This window comes from Streptomyces sp. NPDC002306 (genome assembly GCF_053593435.1).
Genome location: NZ_JBSFCK010000003.1, coordinates 343,663 through 367,077 on the forward strand (window position 1 = coordinate 343,663; position 23,415 = coordinate 367,077).

Sequence of the window (23,415 nt, forward strand, 5' to 3'; positions counted from 1 at the left end):
GAAGAGGCGACCCTCCCATCACATTCATTAGGTTAGGCTTACCTAAGTTGATGAAGGAACTTCGCCGCTCCTCTCCCCCGTCCCACACGGAACTCTCCCCATCCGGAGGACCCCCACATGCGCTCGCACCTGCTCAATGACCTCACCGCGGAGGACTACCGTCGCTCCGTGACCGAAGGAGTCGAGCGGGTGGCGGCCAAACTCGCCACCACCGACCGGCCGTTCACCGGCATCACGGTCGACGCCCTCACCCCCCGCATCGAGGGGATCGACCTGGACCGGCCGCTGCACGACACCTCGGCCGCCCTGGACGAGCTCGAAGAGGTCTACCTCCGCGACGCGATCTACTTCCACCACCCGCGCTACCTCGCCCACCTCAACTGCCCCGTCGTCATCCCGGCGGTGCTCGGCGAGGCGGTGCTCTCCGCCGTCAACTCCTCCCTGGACACCTGGGACCAGTCGGCCGGCGGCACCCTCATCGAGCGCAAGCTCATCGACTGGACGACCGCCCGCATCGGCCTCGGCCCGGCCGCCGACGGCGTGTTCACCTCCGGCGGCACCCAGTCCAACCTCCAGGCGCTGCTGCTGGCGCGCGAGGAGGCCAAGACCGACGAGCTCGGCAGACTCCGCGTCTTCGCCTCGGAGGCCGGCCACTTCAGCGTCAAGAAGTCCGCGAAACTGCTCGGTCTGGGCCAGGACGCCGTGGTCTCGATCCCCGTCGACCACGACCAGCGCATGCAGACCGTCGCGCTCGCCCGGGAACTGGAGCGCTGCGTGCGGGACGGCCTCGTCCCCATGGCCGTCGTCGCCACCGGCGGCACCACCGACTTCGGCTCCATCGACCCGCTGCCCGAGATCGCCGAGCTGTGCGAGCAGTACGGCGTGTGGATGCACGTCGACGCCGCCTACGGCTGCGGCCTGCTCGCCTCGGTGAAGTACCGGGGCCGCATCGACGGCATCGAGCGCGCCGACTCCGTCACGGTCGACTACCACAAGTCCTTCTTCCAGCCGGTGAGTTCCTCCGCCGTCCTGGTCCGCGACGCCGCCACCCTGCGGCACGCCACCTACCACGCGGAGTACCTCAACCCGCGCCGCATGGTGCACGAACGTATCCCCAACCAGGTGGACAAGTCCCTCCAGACCACCCGCCGCTTCGACGCGCTCAAGCTGTGGATGACGCTGCGGGTGATGGGCGCCGACGGCATCGGCGGCCTCTTCGACGAGGTCTGCGACCTCGCCGCCGAGGGCTGGGAGCTGCTGGCCGCCGACCCGCGCTTCGACGTGGTCGTCCGGCCGTCCCTGTCCACCCTGGTCTTCCGCTACATACCGGCCGCCGTCACCGACCCGGCCGAGATCGACCGTGCCAACCTCTACGCCCGCAAGGCCCTGTTCGCCTCCGGCGACGCGGTGGTCGCGGGCACCAAGGTGGCCGGTCGCCACTACCTGAAGTTCACCCTGCTCAACCCCGAGACCACGGCGGCCGACATCGCCGCCGTCCTCGACCTGATCGCCGGCCACGCCGAGCAGTACCTGGGAGAGTCCCTTGACCGCGCTTCCTGAGTCCCGAGTGACGACGCACGACTTCGTGGGGATCGGGCTCGGCCCCTTCAACCTGGGTCTCGCCTGCCTCACCGAGCCGATCTCCGAACTCGACGGCGTCTTCCTGGAGTCGAAGCCGGACTTCGAGTGGCACGCGGGCATGTTCCTCGACGGCGCCCACCTCCAGACCCCGTTCATGTCGGACCTGGTCACCCTCGCCGACCCGACCTCCCCCTACTCCTTCCTGAACTACCTCAAGGAGCGGGGCCGGCTCTACTCGTTCTACATCCGCGAGAACTTCTATCCCTTGCGGGTCGAGTACGACGACTACTGCCGCTGGGCCGCGAACAAACTGACCAGCGTCCGCTTCGGCACGACGGTCACCGAGGTGACGTACGAGGACGAGCACTACGTCGTACGGACCACGGCCGGTGACACCTACCGCGCCCGCCGCCTGGTCCTCGGCACCGGCACCTCGCCCTACGTCCCCGAGGCCTGCCGGGGCCTGGACGGCGACCTCATCCACAACTCCCGCTACATGGGGCACAAGGCGGAGCTGCAGCGCAAGGAGTCGATCACGCTGGTCGGCAGCGGCCAGTCCGCCGCCGAGATCTACTACGACCTGCTCAGCGAGATCGACGTCCACGGCTACCGGCTGAACTGGGTCACCCGCTCGCCGCGCTTCTTCCCGCTGGAGTACACCAAGCTCACGCTGGAGATGACCTCGCCGGAGTACATCGACTACTTCCGCGAGCTGCCGGAGCACACCCGATACCGCCTCACCGCCGAACAGAAGGGCCTGTTCAAGGGCATCGACGGCGACCTGATCAACGAGATCTTCGACCTGCTCTACCAGAAGAACCTCGGCGGTCCGGTCCCCACCCGTCTGCTCACCAACTCGGCCCTGCACGGCGCGCGGTACGACAACGGCACGTACACCCTCTCCCTCCGCCAGGAGGAGCAGGAGAAGGACTACGAGCTGTACACCGACGGCCTGATCCTGGCCACCGGCTACAAGTACGCCGAGCCGGAGTTCCTCGCCCCGGTCCGCGACCGGCTGCGCTACGACGAACACGGCGGATTCGACGTCGGCCGCAACTACGCGATCGACGTGACGGGCCGGGACGTCTTCCTCCAGAACGCCGGCGTCCACACGCACAGCATCACCTCACCCGACCTGGGCATGGGCGCGTACCGCAACGCGTACATCATCCGTGAGCTGCTCGGCACCGAGTACTACCCGGTCGAGAAGAAGATCGCGTTCCAGGAGTTCGCCGTATGAACACCCTCAGCACCCGCCGCGTCGGCACCTTCACCGTCCGCCCCCTCGACCCCCTGAAGGACGCCGAGCTGCTGTACACCTGGGTCACCCATCCCAAGGCGGCCTTCTGGATGATGCAGGACGTCCGGCTGGAGGACGTCGAGCGGGCCTACATGGAGATCGCGGCCGACGAGCACCACCACGCCTTCCTCGGTCTGCACGACGGCGTACCGGCCTTCCTGATGGAGCGGTACGACCCGGCCCACCGCGAGCTGGTCGGCCTGTACGAGCCGGAGCCCGGTGACGTCGGCATGCACTTCCTCGTCGCCCCCTCGGACACGCCCGTGCACGGCTTCACCCGCGCGGTGATCACGGCGGTGATGGCGCACCTCTTCGAGGACCCGGCGACCGCCCGGATCGTCGTCGAGCCCGACGTCGGCAACAAGGCCGTGCACGCCCTCAACGAAGCCGTCGGCTTCGTGCCGCATCACGAGATCCGGAAGCCGGAGAAAAAGGCGTTGCTGAGCTTCTGCACCCGCGCGCAGTTCGAGAAGGCGGTGACCGCATGACCCTCGCCGACGCCGTGGCCCACCTCTCCCCCGAGCGCTGGGAGCAGGCCAACCGCCTGCTGATCCGCAAGGCCCTCGCCGAGTTCACGCACGAGCGGCTGATCAGCCCCGAGCCGGACGGCGACCGGTACGTCGTCTGCAGCGACGACGGTCTGACCAGCTACCGGTTCGCCGCCACCCGGCACGCTCTCGACCACTGGCAGGTGGACGCCGGCTCGATCACCCGCCGACGCGAGGGCGCCGAACTGCCGCTGGCCGCACTGGACTTCTTCATCGAGCTGAAGGCCTCCCTGGGGCTGAGCGACGAGATCCTCCCGGTGTACCTGGAGGAGATCTCCTCCACCCTCTCCGGCACCTGCTACAAGCTCACCAAGCCGCAGATCCCGGCCGCCGAGCTCGCGCGCGGCGGCTTCCAGGCGATCGAGACCGGCATGACCGAGGGGCACCCCTGCTTCGTCGCCAACAACGGGCGGCTGGGCTTCGGGGTCCACGAGTACCTGTCGTACGCCCCCGAGACGGCGAGCCCGGTCCGGCTGGTGTGGCTGGCCGCGCACCGCTCGCGGGCCGCGTTCACGGCGGGCGTCGGGATCGAGTACGAGTCGTTCGTCCGGCAGGAGCTGGGCGAGGCGACCGTCGAGCGCTTCCACGGGCAGCTCACCGGCCAGGGACTCGACCCGGCCGACTACCTCCTCATCCCGGTCCACCCCTGGCAGTGGTGGAACAAGCTCACCGTGACCTTCGCCGCCGAGGTGGCCCGCCGGCACCTGGTCTGCCTGGGCGAGGGCGACGACGAGTACCTGGCCCAGCAGTCCATCCGGACCTTCTTCAACTCCTCGCACCCCGAGAAGCACTATGTGAAGACGGCCCTGTCGGTCCTCAACATGGGCTTCATGCGCGGGCTCTCGGCCGCGTACATGGAGGCCACCCCGGCGATCAACGACTGGCTCGCGCAGCTCATCGACAACGACCCGGTGCTGAAGTCGACCGGCCTGTCGATCATCCGCGAGCGGGCGGCCGTGGGCTACCGGCACCTGGAGTACGAGGCGGCCACCGACCGCTACTCGGCGTACCGCAAGATGCTCGCCGCGCTGTGGCGGGAGAGCCCGGTGTCCTCGCTCCAGGAGGGCGAGTCGCTGGCCACCATGGCCGCGCTGGTCCACGTGGACCACGAGGGCAGGTCGGTCGCCGGGGCGCTCGTCGAGCAGTCCGGCCTGGCCCCGACGCAGTGGCTGCGCGCCTACCTCCAGGCGTACTACACCCCGCTGCTGCACAGCTTCTACGCCTACGACCTGGTCTTCATGCCGCACGGCGAGAACACGATCCTGGTGCTGAGGGACGGCGTCGTGCAGCGGGCGGTCTACAAGGACATCGCCGAGGAGATCGCGGTCATGGACCCGCACGCGGTGCTGCCGCCCGAGGTCCGGCGGATCCGCGTCGAGGTCCCCGAGGACATGAAGCTGCTGTCCATCTTCACGGACGTCTTCGACTGCTTCTTCCGCTTCCTCGCCGCCGGCCTCGCCACGGAGGGGATCCTGACGGAGGACGACTTCTGGGGCACGGTCGCCGAGGTGACCCGTGAGTACCAGGAGGCGAACCCCGCGCTGGCCGACAAGTTCCGCCAGTACGACATGTTCGCCCCCGAGTTCGCCCTCTCCTGCCTCAACCGGCTCCAACTGCGGGACAACAGGCAGATGGTGGACCTGGCCGACCCGTCCGGCGCGCTTCAGCTGGTCGGCAGCTTGGACAACCCCCTCGCGGGCCGGTAACGGCCCCGCACGGACGGACGGGCACCCCGGAGTACGGTCCTGCGGGGTGCCCGTCGCCATGCGGTGGAACACTTCTCCTCATGGCGGAAATCATCCAGAAGGACGGCACCTGGGCCTTCGACGGCGACGCCCTGCGGCTGACCCCGGGACGGGACAAGAACGTCGGCCTGTTGCGCAGAACCCTGGGTGAACTGACCGTGCCGCTCGCCGCGTTGGCGGGCGTGTCGTTCGAACAGGGCCGCAGGTCGGGGCGGTTGCGGCTGCGGCTGCGGGACGGCGCCGACCCCCTGCTGCACGCCACCGGCGGCCGGCTCACCGAGCCGCACGACCCGTATCAGCTGCTCGTGGAGTCCGACCGCTACGGCGTCGCCGAGTACTTCACGGACGAGGTCCGCAACGCGCTGCTGCTGGACCAGGTGCCCTCCGAGCCCGTGACCCGGTTCCTGCTGCCCGGCCCGTCCGTGCCGGTGTCGGTGTCCGCCGGGGACGGCACCGCGAGCTTCGACGGCGACCAGGTGCGCCTGGAGTGGAACTGGAAGACGGAGGACGCCAAGGCCGCGGCCGGCGCCCGCACGCTCGCCGTCGCCGACCTCGTGGCCGTGGAGTGGCATCCGGCGGCGGGCCTGGAGAACGGGTATCTGCGCTTCACCGTGCGCAACGCCCCGACCAAGGCCCCGCCGAAGTACGACCCGAACGCCGTGGAGCTGTGGGGCTTCAAGAAGGACCCGCTGATGGCGCTGGTCGCGGCGGCCGTGCAGGCGCGGCTGCCGCATCCGGCCACGGCCCCCACCGCGGACGTACGGCGGTCCGCGCCCGAGACGTCCCGGTCGCCGGTGCCCGCCTCCGCCGAGGACGGGCACGACGCGCTGCTGCGGCGGCTGCGCGAGCTCGGTGAGCTGCACCGCACGGGGGTCCTGACGGACGAGGAGTTCACGCTGGCCAAGCGGGCGGTCCTCAAGGGCATGTGAGGACCGCCCGGCCGGTGCTACTTCGCCCGGCGGGCCACCGTGAAACGGTCGACCTCGGCGCCGGTCTCGGCGATGCCCCGCACCGTCAGCGTGGCCAGCCGGCCCCGCGAGGCGGGGGTGACGTCCACGCGCAGGAACGAGTAGTTGAGGTAGCGCACCCGGGACCAGGCGACGGTCTCGTTGACCTTGCCGTCCTTGGTGTTGATGAACGCGGCCACCGAGTCGACGTCGTTGACGTGGCCCTCGTACGAGTCCGGGGCGCTGAAGGCGTACAGGCTGCGGCCGGCCGCTCCCGCCGTCACGTAGACCACGCCCTCCGTCTCGGGGTACGCGGTGCCGCCGATGGGCAGCTTCTTGGCGACCGTGTTGCCCTTGATGACGTCCGTGCGCTCGTACTGGTGGTTGTGGCCGTTGATCACCAGGTCGACGGTGTACTTCTCGAACAGCGGCACCCACTCGGTGCGTACGCCGCCCTCGGAGGAGTGCGCGGTGGAGGTGCAGTAGGCGCAGTGGTGGAAGAAGACGACGACGAAGTCGACGTCCTTGCTCGCCCGGTACTTCTTGAGCTGGGCCTCCAGCCACTTGGTCTGGGTGCCGCCGGAGACGCCGAGGTTGGCCGGGATCTCGAAGGACACGTCGTTGGCGTCGAGCGAGATGACCGCCGTGTTGCCGTAGACGAAGGAGTAGACGCCGGGCAGGTTCGTCTTGTCGGGTCCGTTGTCCGGGAGGTTCCAGCGGGCGTCCTCGCCGCCGTAGCCGTTGGGCGAGTACCAGGCCTCCATGTCGTGGTTGCCGTAGGCGGGCATCCACGGGACGGACTTGGCGACGGACTCGGTCTGGGCGAGGAACTGGTCCCAGATGCGCGAGTCGAAGCCGGTGTCGGCGGTCTTGCCCGCGCCGGCCGGGTCCGCGTAGGCGATGTCGCCGGCGTGCAGGTGGAAGGCCGGGTTCTGGCCCAGCAGCAGGCTGTCGTTGGCGAGGCCGTGGTAGCCGACGCCCTCGTCGCCGAAGGCCGTGAAGGTGAACGGCTCGGCGTGCGCGGGCGCGGTGGTGAAGGTGCCCAGGGTGCCGAGCAGGTGCGGCGCGGCGGGGTCGAAGCCGGCGTGGCCCACACCGTAGTAGTAGGTCCGGCCCGGACGCAGGTGGGTGAGCTCGGCGTGCACGTAGTACTGGGTGTGGTCGCCGCTCACGCCGACGCCGGCCGGGGTGTAGAGGGTGCGGACCTCGGCCTCGATCTTGTGGGAGAGGTCCCAGGGGTGGGCGCCGATGCGGATGTAGGGCTTGCGGACGGCGGTCGGGACCTGCCAGGAGACGCTGATCTCGGTGCGCGGGTCGTTGCCGAAGGCGAGGTGGCGGCCGAAGGGGGCGACGAGGGCGCCGTCGACCGTCTCGGTCGCGGGGGCGGAGGACTGGGTCGGCACGGCGGCCTGGGCGGTGGCGCCCGGCACGAACGCGCCGCCCGCGACGGCGCCCAGCGTGACCGCGCCGCCTCTGATCATCGTGCGCCGCGAGAATCTGGCGCGCAGGTACTCGTGCTGCTCGGCCATGCTCATACGCTCGGCGAGCCGGTCAGGTACTCCCATGCGAGGAATGTCCATGGCCAGTGAAACTCGTCTCCCAAGGCGACCGACCGCAAGACGCCGGATGGACAGCTCACGAACAGCGCCTCATAAGAGTTTCAACAAGGGGTTGCCCGGAATCGGGCAGGATTCTTGCGAAACCGTCTCCGGTACCCCAGGATCTACCGGGTGCACGACGAACTCGTTGATCATCTGACGCGGTCCACGCCTCTCAACCGGGGCGAGGCGCTGCGGGTGATCCAGGACGTGCTCGCCTACTTCGACGAGACGACCGAGGAGTTCGTCCGTCGCCGCCACCGCGAGCTCCAGGCCCAGGGCCTGGTGAACGCGACGATCTTCGAACGGATCGAGGCGGACCTGAAATACCGGGCGGTGGCGCCGCCGGAGCTCTCGCTCAGGCAGCTGCGCCGCATGGTCTACGGCTGAGGAATACCTATATATGTGCGGAATTGTCGGATACATCGGTAAGCGTGATGTCGCCCCTCTCCTCCTGGAGGGCCTCCAGCGCCTGGAGTACCGCGGCTACGACTCCGCGGGCATAGTCGTCACCTCGCCGAAGACGGCCGGCCTGAAGATGGTCAAGGCCAAGGGCCGGGTCCGCGACCTGGAGGCCAAGGTCCCGGCACGCTTCAAGGGCACCACGGGTATCGCCCACACCCGCTGGGCCACCCACGGCGCCCCCTCCGACGTCAACGCGCATCCGCACATGTCGGCCGACAGCAAGGTCGCCGTCGTCCACAACGGCATCATCGACAACGCCTCCGACCTGCGCCGCAAGCTCGAGGCCGACGGCGTCGAGTTCCTCTCCGAGACCGACACCGAGGTGCTCGTCCACCTCATCGCGCGCTCCCAGCAGGAGAAGCTGGAGGACAAGGTCCGCGAGGCGCTGCGGGTCGTCGAGGGCACGTACGGCATCGCCGTGATGCACGCCGACTTCAACGACCGCATCGTGGTGGCCCGCAACGGCTCCCCGGTCGTCCTCGGCATCGGCGAGAAGGAGATGTTCGTCGCCTCCGACGTGGCCGCGCTGGTCGCCCACACCCGGCAGATAGTCACGCTGGACGACGGCGAGATGGCCACCCTCAAGGCGGACGACTTCCGTACGTACACCACCGAGGGCACCCGCACGACGGCCGAGCCGACCACCGTGGAGTGGGAGGCCGAGTCGTACGACATGGGCGGCCACGACACGTACATGCACAAGGAGATCTTCGAGCAGCCGGACGCCGTGGACCGCGTGCTGCGCGGCCGCATCGACGACCGGTTCTCGACGGTCCACCTCGGCGGCCTGAACCTGGACGCCCGCGAGGCACGTGCCGTGCGCCGGGTGAAGATCCTCGGCTGCGGCACCTCGTACCACGCGGGCATGATCGGCGCCCAGATGATCGAGGAGCTGGCCCGCATCCCCGCGGACGCCGAGCCGGCCTCGGAATTCCGTTACCGCAACGCCGTCGTCGACCCCGACACGCTGTACATCGCGGTCTCGCAGTCCGGTGAGACGTACGACGTGCTGGCAGCCGTGCAGGAGCTGAAGCGCAAGGGCGCGCGGGTGCTGGGCGTCGTCAACGTCGTGGGTTCGGCGATCGCCCGCGAGGCGAACGGCGGCGTCTACGTCCACGCCGGTCCCGAGGTCTGCGTCGTCTCCACCAAGTGCTTCACCAACACCACGGTGGCCTTCGCGCTGCTCGCGCTGCACCTGGGCCGCACCCGCGACCTGTCGGTGCGCGACGGCAAGCGGATCATCGAGGGGCTGCGCAGGCTGCCGGCCCAGATCTCCGAGATCCTGGAGCGGGAGGACGAGATCAGGAAGCTGGCCGAGGAGTACGCCGAGGCCCGCTCGATGCTCTTCATCGGCCGGGTCCGGGGCTACCCGGTGGCGCGCGAGGCCTCGCTGAAGCTCAAGGAGGTCTCCTACATCCACGCGGAGGCCTACCCGGCCTCGGAGCTCAAGCACGGTCCGCTGGCGCTGATCGAGCCCGCCCTCCCGACGGTCGCGATCGTGCCGGACGACGACCTGCTGGAGAAGAACCGCGCGGCCCTGGAGGAGATCAAGGCCCGCAGTGGCCGGATCCTCGCGGTCGCGCACCGCGAGCAGGAGAAGGCCGACCAGACGATCGTCGTACCGAAGAACGAGGACGAGCTGGACCCGATCCTGATGGGCATCCCGCTCCAACTCCTCGCCTACCACACGGCGAAGGCCCTGGGCCGGGACATCGACAAGCCGCGCAACCTCGCCAAGTCGGTGACGGTGGAGTAGCACCCTCGCCCTCACGGCCCTCACGGCCCGCGGGGCCGTCGCGGCAGGGCGGACGGCAGAGCGAACGGACCCTCACGTGTGCCACCCGCACGTGAGGGTCCGTTCTGTCGCCGGGGCCGCCCGTCGCCCCGGCGGCGGCTGCCGGTCAGCCGGTGGCCGTCACCCCCCGGCCGGGGGCAGCACGTCGCGGAAGTGCGGTGGGCCAGTGGGCCAGCGCCGCGGTCGCCGCGTACCAGGCGACCGCTCCGGCGGCCACGGCGAACCAGCCGCCGGCCTTGGCCAGGCCGCCGCTGTCCGCGAAGCGGGCGACGGCCAGCAGCAGGAGCGAGACGGTGAACAGGCCGTAGGTGCCCTGGCCGAGCCGGTCGCCGCCGGCCAGGGTGAGGCTGAGCGCCACCAGGGCGAACAGCAGCAGGAAGAGTCCCGCGGCGTTGTCGGTGACCTGGGCGCCGGCCGAGACGGCCCAGGTGAACCAGAGCGCGCCGATGACCACGTACGCCGTGCCGGCGGCGGTGTCGCGCTCGCGCAGGGCGAACAGCCCGGCGACGAACAGCGCGACGCCGCCGACGTAGTGGGCGAGGGAGACGGCGTCCGCCGTCGTCACGCCGTCGATGAGGTCCGTGTAGCCGATTCCGACCGCCAACAGGGTGATTCCCAGGGCGAGTCGGCCGACGATGGTGGTGGTGCTTCCCGCAGAGACGTCGTTGTCCACGGCGGGCTCCCTTCATGCATGTGCAGGTGCGCGGTGAGCGATATATGCCCTTCACAAGGACACAAACACTTTCTACGCGCGAGTAGATTTATGCTGCGCACAAAGGGAGTTGACACCGTCCGGCCGTCATCTCGCCGAGCCCGGGGGCGCGTTACGGGATGACGATGACGGGCCGCTTGGCCCGCTTGGCGAGCCGCCCGGCGACGGACCCGAAGATCCGTCCGACGATGCCGTGCGTGGACCCGACGACGATCGCGTCGGCCTCGTACTCCCGCCCCACCTCTTCGAGTTCGTGGCAGATGTCGCCGCCACGCTCGACCAGGATCCAGGGCACCTCCGCGAGGTACTCCGCGCAGGCGAGTTCGAGTCCGAGCACCTCGGTCCGGTGGTCCGGCACGTCCACGAAGACGGGTGGCTCACAGCCGGCCCACACCGTGGTGGGCAGCCGGTTGGCCACATGGACGATGATCAGGCCCGACCCTGAGCGGTGGGCCATGCCGATGGCGTACGCGAGGGCACGCTCGCTGGACGTGGAGCCGTCGAAGCCGACGACCACGCCGTGCTTGAAGGCGGGGTCGCACGAGTGGCGTGGCTCTTCCGCCGCCAGGGGCTCGGCCGCCGTGGGATCGGCGACGGGCCGCTTGCGGTCCGCTGGTTCGAAGAATTCGTGACCGGCCATGAGTGTCTCGGCGTTTTGATCCTCGTGGAGGGGGACGGCGGAGGGCGGCGGGCGGCGTGTCCGGGAATCATCTTCCCAACCCCATACCCCCAAGGGTACGGCGGCACGCCTCCTTCGCCCAGATCCCGTGCGGGCGCCGCGGGATTCCCCGGAGCATGCACGAGGGGGCGCCCGTAACGCAATGGTCGCTGCGCCGTACAGGAGGTTTGCACGGCATTCACCCGGCCGCCCGCGGTGACCCCGCGCTCGAACAGGCGTTGAACCCCCGTGAACGACCGTCACAGGGAGCACGCCATGCCCTCACCTCGCTCCGGCCCCGAGGCACAACGCGCCACCCCGCCGACGCCGGACACCGCGACCGACGTGGTCCGGTGGGCGGCCTTCAGCTGTGTGCTGGTCCCGGTGGTACTCCTCTGGTACGGCTCCTCGCTCGCGGGTGCCACCGGTACGGCCCTCGGCCTCGCCGCCGTCACGGCCGCCTGCCGGATCCTGCTGCGCCGGTCCGAGCGTGGCGCGGCCCGGCTGCGCGCCGAGGAGGGCGTACCGTCGGCGCCCTCGCGCCGGCGCCATCACCGGGCCGGAACGGGGGCGCGCAGAGGCGGGCGCCACTCGGGCGGGAGTACACCGGTCGGCTGACCGGTTTTTATGCACGCGCCCGCCTGTTTTCAGCCAACTTCTCGAGACTGTGCGTCCCGTACCGGAACCACCCCCTACCCCCCGTTCCACCTGCACGGAAAGGGCCTCAGGGGGACTGCGCACCCTACGGGGATTGGCCACCGCGACGAGGCGCACTTCCCTGCACGCCCCACGAGTGCAACGCTTCGTGATCGAATGCTTCACGCCAAGTTGCCATGTCGACAATGTGCCGGATCGTGAACTGGTCACGCCGGCACCGTGCGACACAGTAGATTCGATCTTGACTGTCTTACGGCGGGGGACTCGTGCAGGACCGAGGGGAAACGTGCAGGAGCGACACAACCGAGGAGCCGCGACCACCGAGGGGGGCTTAGCAGTATGAGCCACGACTCCGCTGCCGCGCCGGAAGCCGCGGCCCGGAAGCTTTCCGGGCGACGCCGCAAGGAGATCGTTGCGGTGCTGCTGTTCAGCGGCGGCCCCATCTTCGAGAGTTCCATACCGCTGTCGGTGTTCGGGATCGACCGCCAGGACGCCGGCGTACCGCGCTACCGACTGCTGGTGTGCGCCGGTGAGGACGGCCCGCTGCGGACCACAGGGGGCCTCGAACTCACCGCGCCACACGGCCTGGAGGCGATCTCGCGAGCAGGCACGGTCGTCGTGCCTGCCTGGCGTTCGATCACCTCGCCGCCGCCGGAGGACGCGCTCGACGCACTGCGCCGGGCGCACGAGGAAGGCGCCCGCATAGTCGGGCTGTGCACCGGTGCCTTCGTCCTGGCGGCCGCCGGTCTGCTGGACGGCCGTCCGGCGACCACCCACTGGATGTACGCGCCGACGCTGGCCAAGCGCTATCCGTCGGTGCACGTCGATCCACGCGAACTGTTCGTCGACGACGGCGATGTGCTGACGTCGGCGGGCACCGCGGCCGGAATCGATCTCTGTCTGCACATCGTGCGGACGGACCACGGCAACGAGGCGGCCGGTGCGCTGGCCCGTCGTCTGGTGGTCCCGCCGCGCCGAAGTGGCGGTCAGGAGCGCTACCTCGACCGGTCTTTACCCGAGGAGATCGGCGCCGACCCGCTCGCCGAGGTCGTCGCCTGGGCGCTGGAGCACCTCCACGAACAGTTCGACGTGGAGACCCTGGCCGCGCGTGCCTACATGAGCCGGCGCACCTTCGACCGCCGGTTCCGCTCGCTCACCGGAAGCGCTCCCCTGCAGTGGCTGATCACCCAGCGGGTGCTTCAGGCGCAGCGCCTGCTGGAGACGTCGGACTACTCGGTGGACGAGGTCGCGGGCCGCTGCGGGTTCCGTTCGCCGGTGGCGCTGCGCGGGCACTTCCGCCGCCAGCTGGGCTCGTCGCCGGCCGCGTACCGGGCCGCGTACCGGGCACGCCGGCCGCAGAGCGAGAAGCAGCTGGAGAGCGAGGGCCCGATGGCGTCCGTCCAGGCGGGTCCGCCGCCCACGCTGCATCCGGAGAGCGGACCGGTCCCGCCCCAGACCCGGCGCACACCCGCGGCGCTGGCCGCTTCGGCGTCCGGGCCCGGCGACAACGGCCGGGACCCGTACCTGTCGGGCCGGGCCAGCCTGCCCGGACAGCGGAGCGGGATGTGACACAGGGAACGCGCGCCGCCGCGCGGTGACGTGAGGTGACCGGGCGTGATGACCGGTCGTGGGCGTGAAATGAGCGGTCGAACGGGGTGCGGGGCGGTCAGGACCGGGGATTTCCGGTCCCGGCCGCCCCGCACCGCGTGGGCCGGCCGGTTCCGGAGCGCGGGCTGCTCGTCCCGTCCTCCCCACCCTCCCCACCACAAGCTCACCGCACGATCGGTTCGACCCGGGGCAGCGCGCCGTAAGGTTAGACACATGAACGATCGCATGGTGTGGATCGACTGCGAGATGACCGGCCTCTCGCTGTCGGACGACGCTCTCATCGAGGTGGCCGCCCTCGTCACGGACTCCGAGCTCAACGTGCTCGGTGAAGGGGTGGACATCGTCATCCGTCCGCCGGACTCCGCGCTGGAGACGATGCCCGACGTGGTGCGCCAGATGCACACCGCGTCCGGACTCCTCGACGAGCTGGCCGGCGGCACGACGCTGGCCGACGCCGAGGCGCAGGTCCTGGCGTACGTGCGCGAGCACGTCAAGGAACCCGGCAAGGCCCCGCTGTGCGGCAACTCGGTCGGCACCGACCGCGGCTTCCTGCTCCGCGACATGCCGACGCTGGAGGACTACCTCCACTACCGGATCGTGGACGTCAGCTCGGTGAAGGAGCTGGCCCGGCGCTGGTACCCGCGGGCGTACTTCAACAGCCCCGAGAAGAACGGCAACCACCGCGCCCTCGCCGACATCCGCGAGTCCATCGCGGAACTCCGCTACTACCGCGAGGCCATCTTCGTCCCCCAGCCCGGCCCCGACTCGGACACCGCGAAGACGATCGCGGCGAAGCACGTTCTGCCTGCTCAGCAGGTCTAGGAGGGTCCCCGTAAGGGGCGCCGCGAAAAGCGTGCGCGAGCACCCCTTCGGACCCTGTACACTTTTTCTCGGCCGGTCAGGAAGACCAAAAAGTCAGCCTTCGGCCCATGGTGGGTGTAGCTCAGTTGGTAGAGCACCTGGTTGTGGTCCAGGTGGCCGCGGGTTCAAGTCCCGTCACTCACCCTGATGGTTCAGCGGGTGACCTCCTCACGGAGGTCACCCGCTGACGTATTTCCGGGAGATCCGCCTCATCGTGCATACCGAGCCGTTGCGCACCGCCCGCCTCGACCTCGTCCCCCTGGGTGTCGAGCACGCCCGGGAGATGGCCGACGTCCTGTCCGATCCCGCCCTGCACACCTTCATCGGCGGCACCCCCTACACCGCCGAAGCCCTGCGGTCCCGCTACGCACGTCTCGTCACCGGCTCCCCCGACCCGGCCGTCACCTGGTGCAACTGGGTGCTGCGCCGGCGCGACGACCCGTGTCTCGTCGGCACCGTCCAGGCCACGGTCACCGCCGCACACCACGCGGAGATCGCCTGGGTCGTGGGCACGCCCTGGCAGGGCCGCGGATACGCCTCCGAAGCCGCGCGGGGACTCGTCGCCTGGCTGCGCGCACAGTCCGTCCGCACGGTCGTCGCCCACGTCCACCCCGACCACCGGGCCTCCGCCGCCGTCGCGTCGGCGGCCGGACTCGCCCCGACGGACGAGACGCACGACGGCGAGATCCGCTGGCGCCTGACCACCCCGGACCGCCCGTAGCCCCACCGACGGACCGTCCGGCCACCACGGGGAGCGGTCGGCGCCGGGATTCCGCCCGTTCCTCGCGACCCGACGACTTGGCCCGCGCCCTTTCCCTGGCCCTCGCCCCCGCCCTCACTCCCTCTCCCCCGCCCGGAGATCCCCTGCGTGGAGATCCCCTGCGCGGAGATTCCCTGCGCGGAGGGGGAGTTGGCAGCCCCGGCCCAGGCGCGACGGGCCGGCTCACCCTGGCAGATCCTCCGGGTCCCGGCGCGGACCTCTCCCGCGCGGGGCCGTCACGAGGACGCCCGGGCCACCAGTTCCGTCGCCAGGACCACCTGGTGTCGCTCCAGGCCCCGGGAGACCGACGGGCGGCGGTCGGCGATCTCGTTGAGGAGCAGGTCGATCATGGAACGGCCCATCTCCTGTATCGGCTGGCGGACGCTGGTGAGGGGCGGCTCCATGTGCCGGGCGATGGCCGAATCGTCGTAGCCGACGAGCGCCACGTCGTCCGGGATGCGACGGCCCGCCTCGCGCAGCGCCTGCCGGGCGCCCGCCGCCGTCACGTCCGAGGCGGCGAACACCGCGTCCAGATCGGGGCGGCGGGCGAGCAGCGCCGCCATCGCCCGGCTGCCGCCCTCCTCGGTGAAGTCACCCGCCTCGATGAGGCCTTCGTCCGGCGCGTGGCCCGCGTCACGCAGGGCGTCGCAGTAACCGTCGATACGGCGTTGGGCGCCGTACACGTCGAGCCGGCCGGTGATGTGGGCGATGCGGCCGCGCCCCCGGGACAGCAGATGCTCCACCGCCGAGCGGGCGCCGCCGTAGTTGTCGGAGTCGACCGACGTCAGCGTCTCCGCCGCCGAGCGCGGGCCGCTGATCACCGCCGGGATCTCCAGCTGGGCGAGCAGGTCGGGCAGCGGGTCGTCGGCGTGCACGGAGACCAGCAGGACGCCGTCCACCCGGTGCGCGGCCAGGTACTCGGCGAGCCGGCGCCGCTCCCGGTCGTTGCCCGCGAAGATCAGCAGCAGCTGCATCTCGGTGTCCGACAGCGCGGCCCCGACGCCCCGCAGCATGTCCGAGAAGTACGGCTCCGCGAAGAACCGGGTCTCCGGCTCGGGGACGACCAGGGCGATCGCGTCCGTGCGGTTGGCGGCGAGGGCGCGGGCCGCGGTGTTGGGAACGTAGCCGAGTTCCTCGACGGCGGCCTCGACGGCGGCCCGGGTGGCGTCGCTGACCCGGGGCGAACCGTTGATCACCCGGGAGACCGTGCCACGGCCGACCCCGGCGCGCGCGGCGACCTCTTCGAGGGTCGGCCGGCCGCCGCTCCGGTTCCGCGCTCCGTGGCCTGCCATGGGCTCCGCCTCCCCGTCGACCTTACGTTGGCCTGGAATCTAACAGTCCTGCTCCGGCGTCGATGATCTCAGCCTTCGCCCCGAGCCGGACCGAAATCTACCGACCTGTTCATTTTGCGCTCCGCCAACTCCGGTTAGCTAACAGGCCGATAACTGAACGCATCTCTCCGTGTCCGCTCCCTTGACACCCCCGCGCGGACCGACGACTCTTCAACACATCACCTGTGGGAGCGCTCCCACGGTACCTGACACATACACATCCCGCACGTTCCCCGCCCGAGCCGCAGCGAGAACCACGGGCGCCACCAATGCAGTTGGCCGGGGGGTCGGCACGTCAGGCAACAGGAGGACGCAATGCGCACGAGTACCCGCCGGTCCCGCCGGCTGATGGCCCTCGCCGCCGTCGCCGCGCTGACTACGGGGCTGCTGGCCGGTTGTGCCAGTGACTCGGACGACGGCTCGTCGGACTCGAACAACGGTGGTGGAGACGCCAAGGGCAAGACCACCCTGACCATAGGCACCTTCGGCGTCTTCGGCTACAAGCAGGCCGGCCTCTACGACGAGTACATGAAGCTGCACCCGGACATCTCCATCAAGGAGAACGTCACCACCCGTACCGACGTGTACTGGCCCAAGACGCTCACCCGCCTCCAGGCCGGCTCCGGCACCGACGACATCCAGGCGATCGAGGTCGGCAACGTCACCGAGGCCGTCCAGACCCAGGCCGACAAGTTCGTCGACCTCGGCAAGGACGTCGACAAGTCGCAGTGGCTGGACTGGAAGACCGCCCAGGCCACCACCAAGGACGGCAAGACGATCGGCCTCGGCACCGACATCGGCCCGATGGCGATCTGCTACCGCAAGGACCTGTTCAAGCAGGCCGGCCTCGAGACCGACCGCACCAAGCTCGCCGCGCAGTGGAAGGGCGACTGGGCCAAGTACGTCGACCTGGGCAAGCAGTACATGAAGAAGGCGCCGAGCGGCACCAAGTTCGTGGACTCCGCCTCCTCGGTCTACAACGCGGCGCTCGGCGGCGAGAGCGAGCGGTACTACGACAAGGACGGGAACGTCATCTGGGACAAGTCCACGGGCGTGAAGAAGTCCTGGGACGCCGCGATGACGGTCGCGACCAGCGACATGTCGGCGAAGCTGAAGCAGTTCGACCCGACGTGGGACCAGGGCTTCGCCAAGGGTTCGTTCGCGACGGTGGCCTGCCCCGCCTGGATGATGGGCTACATCCAGGAGAAGTCCGGTGACTCCGGCAAGGGCAAGTGGGACGTGGCGGCCGCGCCGACCGCGGCCAACTGGGGCGGTTCGTTCATCGGCGTGCCGACGGCCGGCAAGCACCAGAAGGAGGCCGTCGAGCTCGCGAAGTGGCTGACCGCGCCCGAGCAGCAGGCGAAGGTCTTCGCCAAGCAGGCGAGCTTCCCGTCGACCCCGGCGGCGTACGACAGCCTGAAGCCGGCGGACGCGACGACGTCGTACTTCTCGGACGCGCCGATCACGCAGATCTTCGCCGACTCGGCGAAGACCATCCCCGTCCAGAACTTCGGCACCAAGGACCAGCCGATCGGCACCGCGATCACCGACATCGGCATCCTCCAGGTCGAGCAGAAGGGCAAGTCCCCCGAGCAGGGCTGGAACGCGGCCAAGGCCGAGATCAAGGACGTGCTCGGCCAGTGACCAGCTCCAAGCAGGCTCTCGCGCATTCCGCGACGAGCGCCGACGCCGCGCCCGGCTCCCAGCCGGGCGCGGCCCGGGGCGCTCAGGGTCGCGGTACGCCCCCGCCGGGCCCGGACTCCTGGCGCAGCCGGCTGTACCGCTGGGACATGAAGGCGTCGCCGTACGCGTTCATCGCCCCCTTCTTCATCATCTTCGGGGCCTTCGGGCTCGTGCCGCTGCTCTACACGGCCTGGTACTCGCTGCACAACGTGCAGTTGTCCGGCCTGGACCACCAGACCTGGGCGGGCCTCGACAACTACAAGAACCTGCTGTCCTCGGAGTTCTTCTGGAACGCCCTGCAGAACACCTTCACCATCGGCGTGATCTCCACGGTGCCTCAGCTGGTCATGGCGCTCGGGATCGCCCACCTGCTCAACTACCGGCTGCGCGGCTCGACCGTGTGGCGGGTCGTGATGCTCACCCCGTACGCCACCTCCGTGGCGGCCGCGACGCTGGTCTTCACGCTGCTGTACTCGTGGGACGGCGGCATGATCAACTGGCTGCTGCACTTCGTCGGGGTCGACCCGATCAACTGGCGCGAGTCCGACTGGGGCGGCCAGTTCGCCGTCTCCTCGATCGTGATCTGGCGCTGGACCGGCTACAACGCGCTGATCTACCTCGCGGCGATGCAGGCCATCCCCACCGACCTGTACGAGTCGGCGGCTCTCGACGGCGCGGGCCGCTGGCAGCAGTTCCGCCATGTGACCGTGCCCATGCTGCGGCCGACGATCCTGTTCACCGTGGTGGTCTCCACCATCGGCGCGACGCAGCTCTTCGGTGAACCGCTCCTGTTCGGCGGGGTCAGCGGCTCGAAGGGCGGCTCCGCGCACCAGTACCAGACGCTCGGCCTCTACATGTACGACCAGGGCTGGGGCATCGGCAATCTCGGCAAGGCGTCGGCGATCGCGTGGACGATGTTCCTGATCCTGCTGCTCGTCGCCGCGATCAACCTGCTGGTCACCCGACGGCTGAGGAAATCCCTATGACCACCACCGAACTGACCGCCCCTCGGACAGGGGCGAAGGGAACCCGGGACGGCCGGGGCGGCGGACGCCGCCGGGTGCTCGGCGCGGGCAAGCAGCTGCACGCGGGTCCGGTCACCTATGCCGTCCTGACCGTCTTCGCGCTGGTCTCGCTGGCTCCGCTGGTCTGGACGGCCGTCGCGGCATCCCGCAACAACCAGAGGCTGGCGCAGACACCGCCGCCGCTGTGGTTCGGCGGGAACCTGTTCAAGAACCTCGAGGCCGCGTGGGAGCAGGCCGGGCTCGGCACCGCGATGGTCAACTCCACGATCGTCGCCGGGACCATCACCGTCGGTACGGTCGTGTTCTCCACGCTCGCCGGCTTCGCCTTCGCCAAGCTGCGGTTCAAGTTCTCCGGGCTCCTGCTGCTGCTGACCATCGGCACGATGATGATCCCGCCGCAGCTCGCCGTCGTACCGCTGTATCTGTGGATGAGCGACCTGGGCTGGTCCAACCAGCTCCAGACGGTCATCCTGCCCACCCTGGTCACCGCCTTCGGTACGTTCTTCATGCGGCAGTACCTGGTACAGGCGCTGCCCACCGAACTGATCGAGGCGGCGCGGGTGGACGGCGCGAGCAGCCTGCGCGTCGTGTGGCACGTCGTCTTTCCGGCGGCGCGGCCGGCGATGGCGGTCCTCGGTCTGCTGACCTTCGTGATGGCCTGGAACGACTTCCTGTGGCCGATCATCGCCCTCAACCAGCAGAACCCCACCGTGCAGGTCGCCCTGAACTCCCTGGGCACCGGTTACGTCCCCGACCAGGCCGTCATCATGGCGGGCGCGCTGCTCGGCACGCTGCCGCTGCTCATCGCCTTCCTGCTGTTCGGGAAGCAGATCGTGGGCGGGATCATGCAGGGCGCGATCAAGGGCTGACGCCCCCGCCCTCCTCCGGGGGGCCGGGCCACCGCCGCCCCGGCCCCTCCTCCGCCCCTCCTTTGTCTCCCCTGTCCCCCCTCCCTTCCCCCTTCTTTCCTTCCGTCGGTTGCCCCGACCTCCCATGGGAGCGCTTCCATGTCTGAGCCCGTTACGCCCGAGACCTTCCCGTCCGCCTTCCTCTGGGGTGCCGCGACCTCCGCGTACCAGATCGAGGGGGCGGTGCGGGAGGGCGGCCGCACCCCCTCGATCTGGGACACCTTCAGTCATACGCCCGGCAGGACGGCCGGCGGTGAGACCGGTGACATCGCTGTCGACCACTACCACCGCTTCCCCGAGGACGTGGCGATCATGGCCGACCTCGGTCTGAACGCCTACCGCTTCTCGATCTCCTGGTCACGGGTGCAGCCGACCGGCCGGGGTCCCGCGGTCCAGGTCGGCCTGGACTTCTACCGCCGGCTGGTCGACGACCTGCTCGCCCACGGCATCAAGCCGGCCATCACCCTCTACCACTGGGACCTGCCGCAGGAGCTGGAGGACGCGGGCGGCTGGCCGGAGCGTGACACGGCGCTGCGTTTCGCCGAGTACGCGCGGATCGTCGGCGAGGCGCTCGGCGACCGCGTGGAGCAGTGGATCACCCTCAACGAGCCCTGGTGCAGCGCCTTCCTCGGCTACGGCTCCGGCGTGCACGCCCCCGGCCGCACGGACCCCGAGGCGTCGCTGCGAGCCGCTCACCACCTCAACCTGGCGCACGGCCTGGGCGCGACGGCACTCCGTTCGGTGATGCCGGCCCGCAACTCGGTCGCGATCAGCCTCAACTCCTCGGTGGTACGGCCCCTCACCGAGGACCCGGCGGACCTGGCCGCGGCCCGCCGCATCGACGACCTCGCCAACGGCGTCTTCCACGGGCCGATCCTGCACGGCGCGTACCCGCAGACCCTCCTGACGGCGACCTCGTCGGTCACGGACTGGTCGTACGTCCTCGACGGTGACCTGCGCGCGATCCACCAGCCCCTGGACGCGCTGGGCCTCAACTACTACACGCCCACGCTGGTGTCGGCGGCCCAGCCGACGCGCCGGGGCGCGCGGGCGGACGGCCACGGCGCGAGCGACCACTCCCCGTGGCCGGGCGCCGAGGACGTCGACTTCCACCAGACCCCGGGCGAGCGCACCGAGATGGGCTGGACGATCGACCCGACGGGCCTGCACGACCTGATCATGCGCTATACGCGGGAGGCCCCGGGCCTGCCCCTGTACGTGACGGAGAACGGCGCGGCCTACGACGACAAGCCCGACCCGGACGGCCGCGTCCACGACCCCGAGCGCGTCGCGTACCTGCACGGCCACCTGTCGGCCGTCCGCCGGGCCATCACCGACGGCGCGGACGTCCGCGGCTACTACCTGTGGTCCCTGCTGGACAACTTCGAGTGGGCGTACGGCTACGACAAGCGGTTCGGCGCGGTCTACGTGGACTACTCGACCCTGGCCCGTACGCCGAAGTCGAGCGCCCGCTGGTACGGCGAGGCGGCCCGGACCGGGGCCCTGCCCACCGTCGAGTCCGCTTCCTGACCGGCCGGACGCGGCCTGTCGTGGGGGCGGCCGACGTCCGGCCGAAGGGCGCGGTCCGCCGTGGGGGCGGACCGCGCCCGGCGACCTACGGGTTGCGGGTTGCAGGTTGCGGGTTGCGGGTTGCGGGTTGCGGGTTGCGGGTTGCGGGTTGCGGGTTGCGGGAGCGTGACTAGTTGTACGTCCCGAGTGTCTTGGAGAACGCGAACCGGTCCTGGGTGATCGAGCTGCAGGTGGCGTCCGCGGTGGGCTTGGTGCCGCCGTCGCACTGCCTGTCACGGGTGGCGGACCACATGGACAGCCCGCCCAGGCCCTTGGACTTGGCGAAGTTCACCAGCTGGGCGGCGTCGTCGACCTTGAAGATCTCGGACGCGACGTCGTTGACGCCGATCATCGGGGTGACGGCGACCGCCTTCCAGGCCGCGCTGTCGGACAGGCCCAGCACGCTCTTGATCTGGGCCTGGGTGGCGGTGGCGGCCTGCTCGGCGTAGGTGCCCATGTCGCCGCTGTACGCGGGGCCGTAGTCCATCGCCATGATGTTCACGGTGGTGATCCTGACGCCGTTGGACCTGGCGTCGGACACGAGGTTCACGCCGTCCTGGGTCAGGCCCTCGGGCATCACCGGCAGGGTGAAGGAGACGTCCAGGCCCGGGTGCTGGGCCTGGAGCTTGGCGACGGCCCGGGCACGGCGGGTGTTGGCCGCCGTGTCGGGCAGCGCGCCGCCCTCGACGTCGAAGTCGACCTTGGTGAGCTTGTAGGCGTCCACCGCCTTGCCGTACGCCGCCGCCAGCGCGTCCGCGGAGGAGCAGGTGGTGGCCAGTTCGGAGCCGGAGGCGCCGCCGAAGGAGACGCGGACATCGCCGCCCGCGGCGCGCAGCGCGCCGATCTGCGCGGCGACCGCGTCGCTCGCCAGGTCCGTGACACCGCCCCACTTCGGGGTGCAGCCGCCGCCGTCGGTGACGAAGGCGAGGTTGTAGTTCTTGACGCCGGTCGCCGTGGCGCTCGCGAGCAGGTCGAAGGCCGGGTAGAGGGAGGTGTCGACGTACGGGGCGAAGCCGGCGGCCGCCGTCGTGCCGGTGCCTGTGCCCGTGCCCGTTCCGGTGCCCGTGCTCGGCGTCGGCGTCGGGGTCGCCGTGGCCGTCCGGGTCGGAGTGGGGGTGGCCGAGGGGGTGGGGGTCGCCGGCCGCGTCGGACGGCCGCTCGGCTCCGGGGTCGCGCCGTCGTCCGTGGAGCACTTCGCGCCGTCCACGACACAGCCGGTCGGGTCGGCCGCGCCGCTGACGACGAAGCCGACGGTGGTCGACTCGCCGACCGCCAGGCCGTCCGTGTCCCACTTCGGCGGCTTCACGGTGACGTGTATGCCGTGGACGCTCGACTCACCGTTCCAGAGCGAGCCGAACCGGGCACCGGAGGGCAGGTCGAACTCCAGGGTCCAGTCCCGCTCCGCCTGCCCGCTGTTGTTCGTGACGACGTACTGCGCGGTGTAGCCCGTCGACCAGTCACTGGTCCTGGTGTACGCGGCGCCGACACCGGCCGCCTGAGCGGTGCCGGTGAGGACGAGTGCGCTGCCGCCGACCACGGCCGCGGCGACCAGTCCGCCGATCGCCTTGTTCCTGCCACTGATCCTGCGCCGGTGCGTACGCATCACGTGCCTGCCTTCACTGCTCACGGGGGGGGCTCCCAGACCTGGGACGCGGCAGCACGCT

General features: G+C 70.2%; 20 protein-coding genes and 1 tRNA gene. 16 read left to right on the plus strand and 5 right to left on the minus strand.

The features are described from left to right. Positions 1–117 precede the first annotated feature (117 nt). From desA to ACWCQK_RS09120, 5 genes are all read left to right on the plus strand, one after another. On the plus strand, positions 118–1,560 hold the full coding sequence (gene desA / locus ACWCQK_RS09100; RefSeq protein WP_451153485.1) for a lysine decarboxylase DesA: 1,443 nt from the start codon (positions 118–120) through the stop codon (positions 1,558–1,560). Continuing rightward, positions 1,544–2,821 (plus strand): lysine N(6)-hydroxylase/L-ornithine N(5)-oxygenase family protein, encoded by a 1,278-nt coding sequence (locus ACWCQK_RS09105; RefSeq protein WP_451153487.1) that lies wholly within the window; start codon positions 1,544–1,546, stop codon positions 2,819–2,821. The genes desA and ACWCQK_RS09105 overlap by 17 nt, the downstream gene beginning before the upstream one ends. Next, positions 2,818–3,369, plus strand: a complete 552-nt coding sequence (locus ACWCQK_RS09110) for a GNAT family N-acetyltransferase (RefSeq protein WP_451153489.1) — start codon at positions 2,818–2,820, stop codon at positions 3,367–3,369. Before ACWCQK_RS09105 ends, ACWCQK_RS09110 begins: the two co-directional genes overlap by 4 nt. Then, positions 3,366–5,135 (plus strand): IucA/IucC family protein, encoded by a 1,770-nt coding sequence (locus ACWCQK_RS09115; protein ID WP_451153491.1) that lies wholly within the window; start codon positions 3,366–3,368, stop codon positions 5,133–5,135. Before ACWCQK_RS09110 ends, ACWCQK_RS09115 begins: the two co-directional genes overlap by 4 nt. 80 nt (positions 5,136–5,215) lie before the next feature. Next, positions 5,216–6,103: a DUF4429 domain-containing protein gene (locus ACWCQK_RS09120; protein ID WP_451153493.1), complete on the plus strand. Its 888-nt coding sequence runs from the start codon at positions 5,216–5,218 to the stop codon at positions 6,101–6,103. A 17-nt stretch (positions 6,104–6,120) separates the two neighbouring features. Here ACWCQK_RS09120 and ACWCQK_RS09125 read toward each other — a convergent pair whose 3' ends face one another. After that, positions 6,121–7,686 carry a fibronectin type III domain-containing protein gene (locus ACWCQK_RS09125; protein WP_451153495.1) on the minus strand — a complete coding sequence of 522 codons (1,566 nt, stop codon included), beginning with the start codon at positions 7,684–7,686 and terminating at the stop codon, positions 6,121–6,123. 165 nt (positions 7,687–7,851) lie between these two features. Here ACWCQK_RS09125 and ACWCQK_RS09130 point away from each other — a divergent pair, with 165 nt between their 5' ends. Next, the gene (locus ACWCQK_RS09130; protein ID WP_451153926.1) at positions 7,852–8,109 is read left to right on the plus strand and encodes a hypothetical protein; all 258 of its coding nucleotides are present in this window, start codon (positions 7,852–7,854) and stop codon (positions 8,107–8,109) included. A gap of 13 nt (positions 8,110–8,122) precedes the next feature. Then, complete coding sequence (gene glmS, locus ACWCQK_RS09135) at positions 8,123–9,940, plus strand: glutamine--fructose-6-phosphate transaminase (isomerizing) (RefSeq protein WP_451153497.1); 1,818 nt, start codon at positions 8,123–8,125, stop codon at positions 9,938–9,940. A gap of 145 nt (positions 9,941–10,085) precedes the next feature. Here the strand turns inward: glmS and ACWCQK_RS09140 are convergent, their stop codons facing one another. Together ACWCQK_RS09140 and ACWCQK_RS09145 are read right to left on the minus strand one after the other, a co-directional pair. Then, positions 10,086–10,652, minus strand: a complete 567-nt coding sequence (locus ACWCQK_RS09140; protein WP_451153499.1) for a GPR1/FUN34/YaaH family transporter — start codon at positions 10,650–10,652, stop codon at positions 10,086–10,088. A 151-nt stretch (positions 10,653–10,803) separates the two neighbouring features. Then, a complete protein-coding gene (locus ACWCQK_RS09145; protein WP_069764167.1) occupies positions 10,804–11,331 on the minus strand; it encodes a universal stress protein in 528 nt (175 codons plus the stop codon). 294 nt (positions 11,332–11,625) lie between these two features. On the opposite strand from ACWCQK_RS09145, the gene ACWCQK_RS09150 reads away from it, so the two are divergent. From ACWCQK_RS09150 to ACWCQK_RS09170, 5 genes are all read left to right on the plus strand, one after another. Then, a complete protein-coding gene (locus tag ACWCQK_RS09150) occupies positions 11,626–11,967 on the plus strand; it encodes a hypothetical protein (RefSeq protein WP_451153501.1) in 342 nt (113 codons plus the stop codon). A 378-nt stretch (positions 11,968–12,345) separates the two neighbouring features. After that, entirely contained in the window at positions 12,346–13,575 is a 1,230-nt protein-coding gene (locus ACWCQK_RS09155; RefSeq protein ID WP_451153503.1) for a helix-turn-helix domain-containing protein, read from the plus strand. A 252-nt stretch (positions 13,576–13,827) separates the two neighbouring features. Next, the gene (gene orn / locus ACWCQK_RS09160) at positions 13,828–14,436 is read left to right on the plus strand and encodes an oligoribonuclease (protein ID WP_451153505.1); all 609 of its coding nucleotides are present in this window, start codon (positions 13,828–13,830) and stop codon (positions 14,434–14,436) included. Between the two features lie 110 nt (positions 14,437–14,546). Further along, positions 14,547–14,619: transfer RNA gene (locus tag ACWCQK_RS09165), tRNA-His, on the plus strand. Positions 14,620–14,689: 70 nt separating this feature from the next. Then, the gene (locus tag ACWCQK_RS09170) at positions 14,690–15,196 is read left to right on the plus strand and encodes a GNAT family N-acetyltransferase (RefSeq protein WP_451153507.1); all 507 of its coding nucleotides are present in this window, start codon (positions 14,690–14,692) and stop codon (positions 15,194–15,196) included. 275 nt (positions 15,197–15,471) lie between these two features. Here the strand turns inward: ACWCQK_RS09170 and ACWCQK_RS09175 are convergent, their stop codons facing one another. Next, a complete protein-coding gene (locus tag ACWCQK_RS09175; protein ID WP_451153509.1) occupies positions 15,472–16,527 on the minus strand; it encodes a LacI family DNA-binding transcriptional regulator in 1,056 nt (351 codons plus the stop codon). A gap of 354 nt (positions 16,528–16,881) precedes the next feature. On the opposite strand from ACWCQK_RS09175, the gene ACWCQK_RS09180 reads away from it, so the two are divergent. The 4 genes from ACWCQK_RS09180 (at position 16,882) to ACWCQK_RS09195 (ending at position 21,712) form a co-directional block, all read left to right on the plus strand. Beyond that, positions 16,882–18,210 carry an ABC transporter substrate-binding protein gene (locus ACWCQK_RS09180; protein WP_451153511.1) on the plus strand — a complete coding sequence of 443 codons (1,329 nt, stop codon included), beginning with the start codon at positions 16,882–16,884 and terminating at the stop codon, positions 18,208–18,210. Further along, positions 18,207–19,235, plus strand: a complete 1,029-nt coding sequence (locus ACWCQK_RS09185; RefSeq protein ID WP_451153513.1) for a carbohydrate ABC transporter permease — start codon at positions 18,207–18,209, stop codon at positions 19,233–19,235. The genes ACWCQK_RS09180 and ACWCQK_RS09185 overlap by 4 nt, the downstream gene beginning before the upstream one ends. Further along, positions 19,232–20,143 carry a carbohydrate ABC transporter permease gene (locus tag ACWCQK_RS09190; protein WP_451153515.1) on the plus strand — a complete coding sequence of 304 codons (912 nt, stop codon included), beginning with the start codon at positions 19,232–19,234 and terminating at the stop codon, positions 20,141–20,143. Before ACWCQK_RS09185 ends, ACWCQK_RS09190 begins: the two co-directional genes overlap by 4 nt. Positions 20,144–20,281: 138 nt before the next feature. Then, on the plus strand, positions 20,282–21,712 hold the full coding sequence (locus ACWCQK_RS09195; RefSeq protein WP_451153517.1) for a GH1 family beta-glucosidase: 1,431 nt from the start codon (positions 20,282–20,284) through the stop codon (positions 21,710–21,712). 169 nt (positions 21,713–21,881) lie between these two features. Here the strand turns inward: ACWCQK_RS09195 and ACWCQK_RS09200 are convergent, their stop codons facing one another. Then, complete coding sequence (locus ACWCQK_RS09200; protein ID WP_451153928.1) at positions 21,882–23,354, minus strand: glycoside hydrolase family 18 protein; 1,473 nt, start codon at positions 23,352–23,354, stop codon at positions 21,882–21,884. Between the last annotated feature and the right edge of the window lie 61 nt (positions 23,355–23,415).

Coding starts and splice junctions, on each gene's coding strand:
- desA (WP_451153485.1), top strand. CDS start 118: ATGCGCTCGCACCTGCTCAATGACCTCACCGCGGAGGACTACCGTCGC.
- ACWCQK_RS09110 (WP_451153489.1), top strand. CDS start 2,818: ATGAACACCCTCAGCACCCGCCGCGTCGGCACCTTCACCGTCCGCCCC.
- ACWCQK_RS09115 (WP_451153491.1), top strand. CDS start 3,366: ATGACCCTCGCCGACGCCGTGGCCCACCTCTCCCCCGAGCGCTGGGAG.
- ACWCQK_RS09120 (WP_451153493.1), top strand. CDS start 5,216: ATGGCGGAAATCATCCAGAAGGACGGCACCTGGGCCTTCGACGGCGAC.
- ACWCQK_RS09125 (WP_451153495.1), bottom strand. CDS start 7,686: ATGGGAGTACCTGACCGGCTCGCCGAGCGTATGAGCATGGCCGAGCAG.
- glmS (WP_451153497.1), top strand. CDS start 8,123: ATGTGCGGAATTGTCGGATACATCGGTAAGCGTGATGTCGCCCCTCTC.
- ACWCQK_RS09145 (WP_069764167.1), bottom strand. CDS start 11,331: ATGGCCGGTCACGAATTCTTCGAACCAGCGGACCGCAAGCGGCCCGTC.
- ACWCQK_RS09150 (WP_451153501.1), top strand. CDS start 11,626: ATGCCCTCACCTCGCTCCGGCCCCGAGGCACAACGCGCCACCCCGCCG.
- ACWCQK_RS09155 (WP_451153503.1), top strand. CDS start 12,346: ATGAGCCACGACTCCGCTGCCGCGCCGGAAGCCGCGGCCCGGAAGCTT.
- orn (WP_451153505.1), top strand. CDS start 13,828: ATGAACGATCGCATGGTGTGGATCGACTGCGAGATGACCGGCCTCTCG.
- ACWCQK_RS09175 (WP_451153509.1), bottom strand. CDS start 16,527: ATGGCAGGCCACGGAGCGCGGAACCGGAGCGGCGGCCGGCCGACCCTC.
- ACWCQK_RS09180 (WP_451153511.1), top strand. CDS start 16,882: ATGCGCACGAGTACCCGCCGGTCCCGCCGGCTGATGGCCCTCGCCGCC.
- ACWCQK_RS09190 (WP_451153515.1), top strand. CDS start 19,232: ATGACCACCACCGAACTGACCGCCCCTCGGACAGGGGCGAAGGGAACC.
- ACWCQK_RS09195 (WP_451153517.1), top strand. CDS start 20,282: ATGTCTGAGCCCGTTACGCCCGAGACCTTCCCGTCCGCCTTCCTCTGG.
- ACWCQK_RS09200 (WP_451153928.1), bottom strand. CDS start 23,354: ATGCGTACGCACCGGCGCAGGATCAGTGGCAGGAACAAGGCGATCGGC.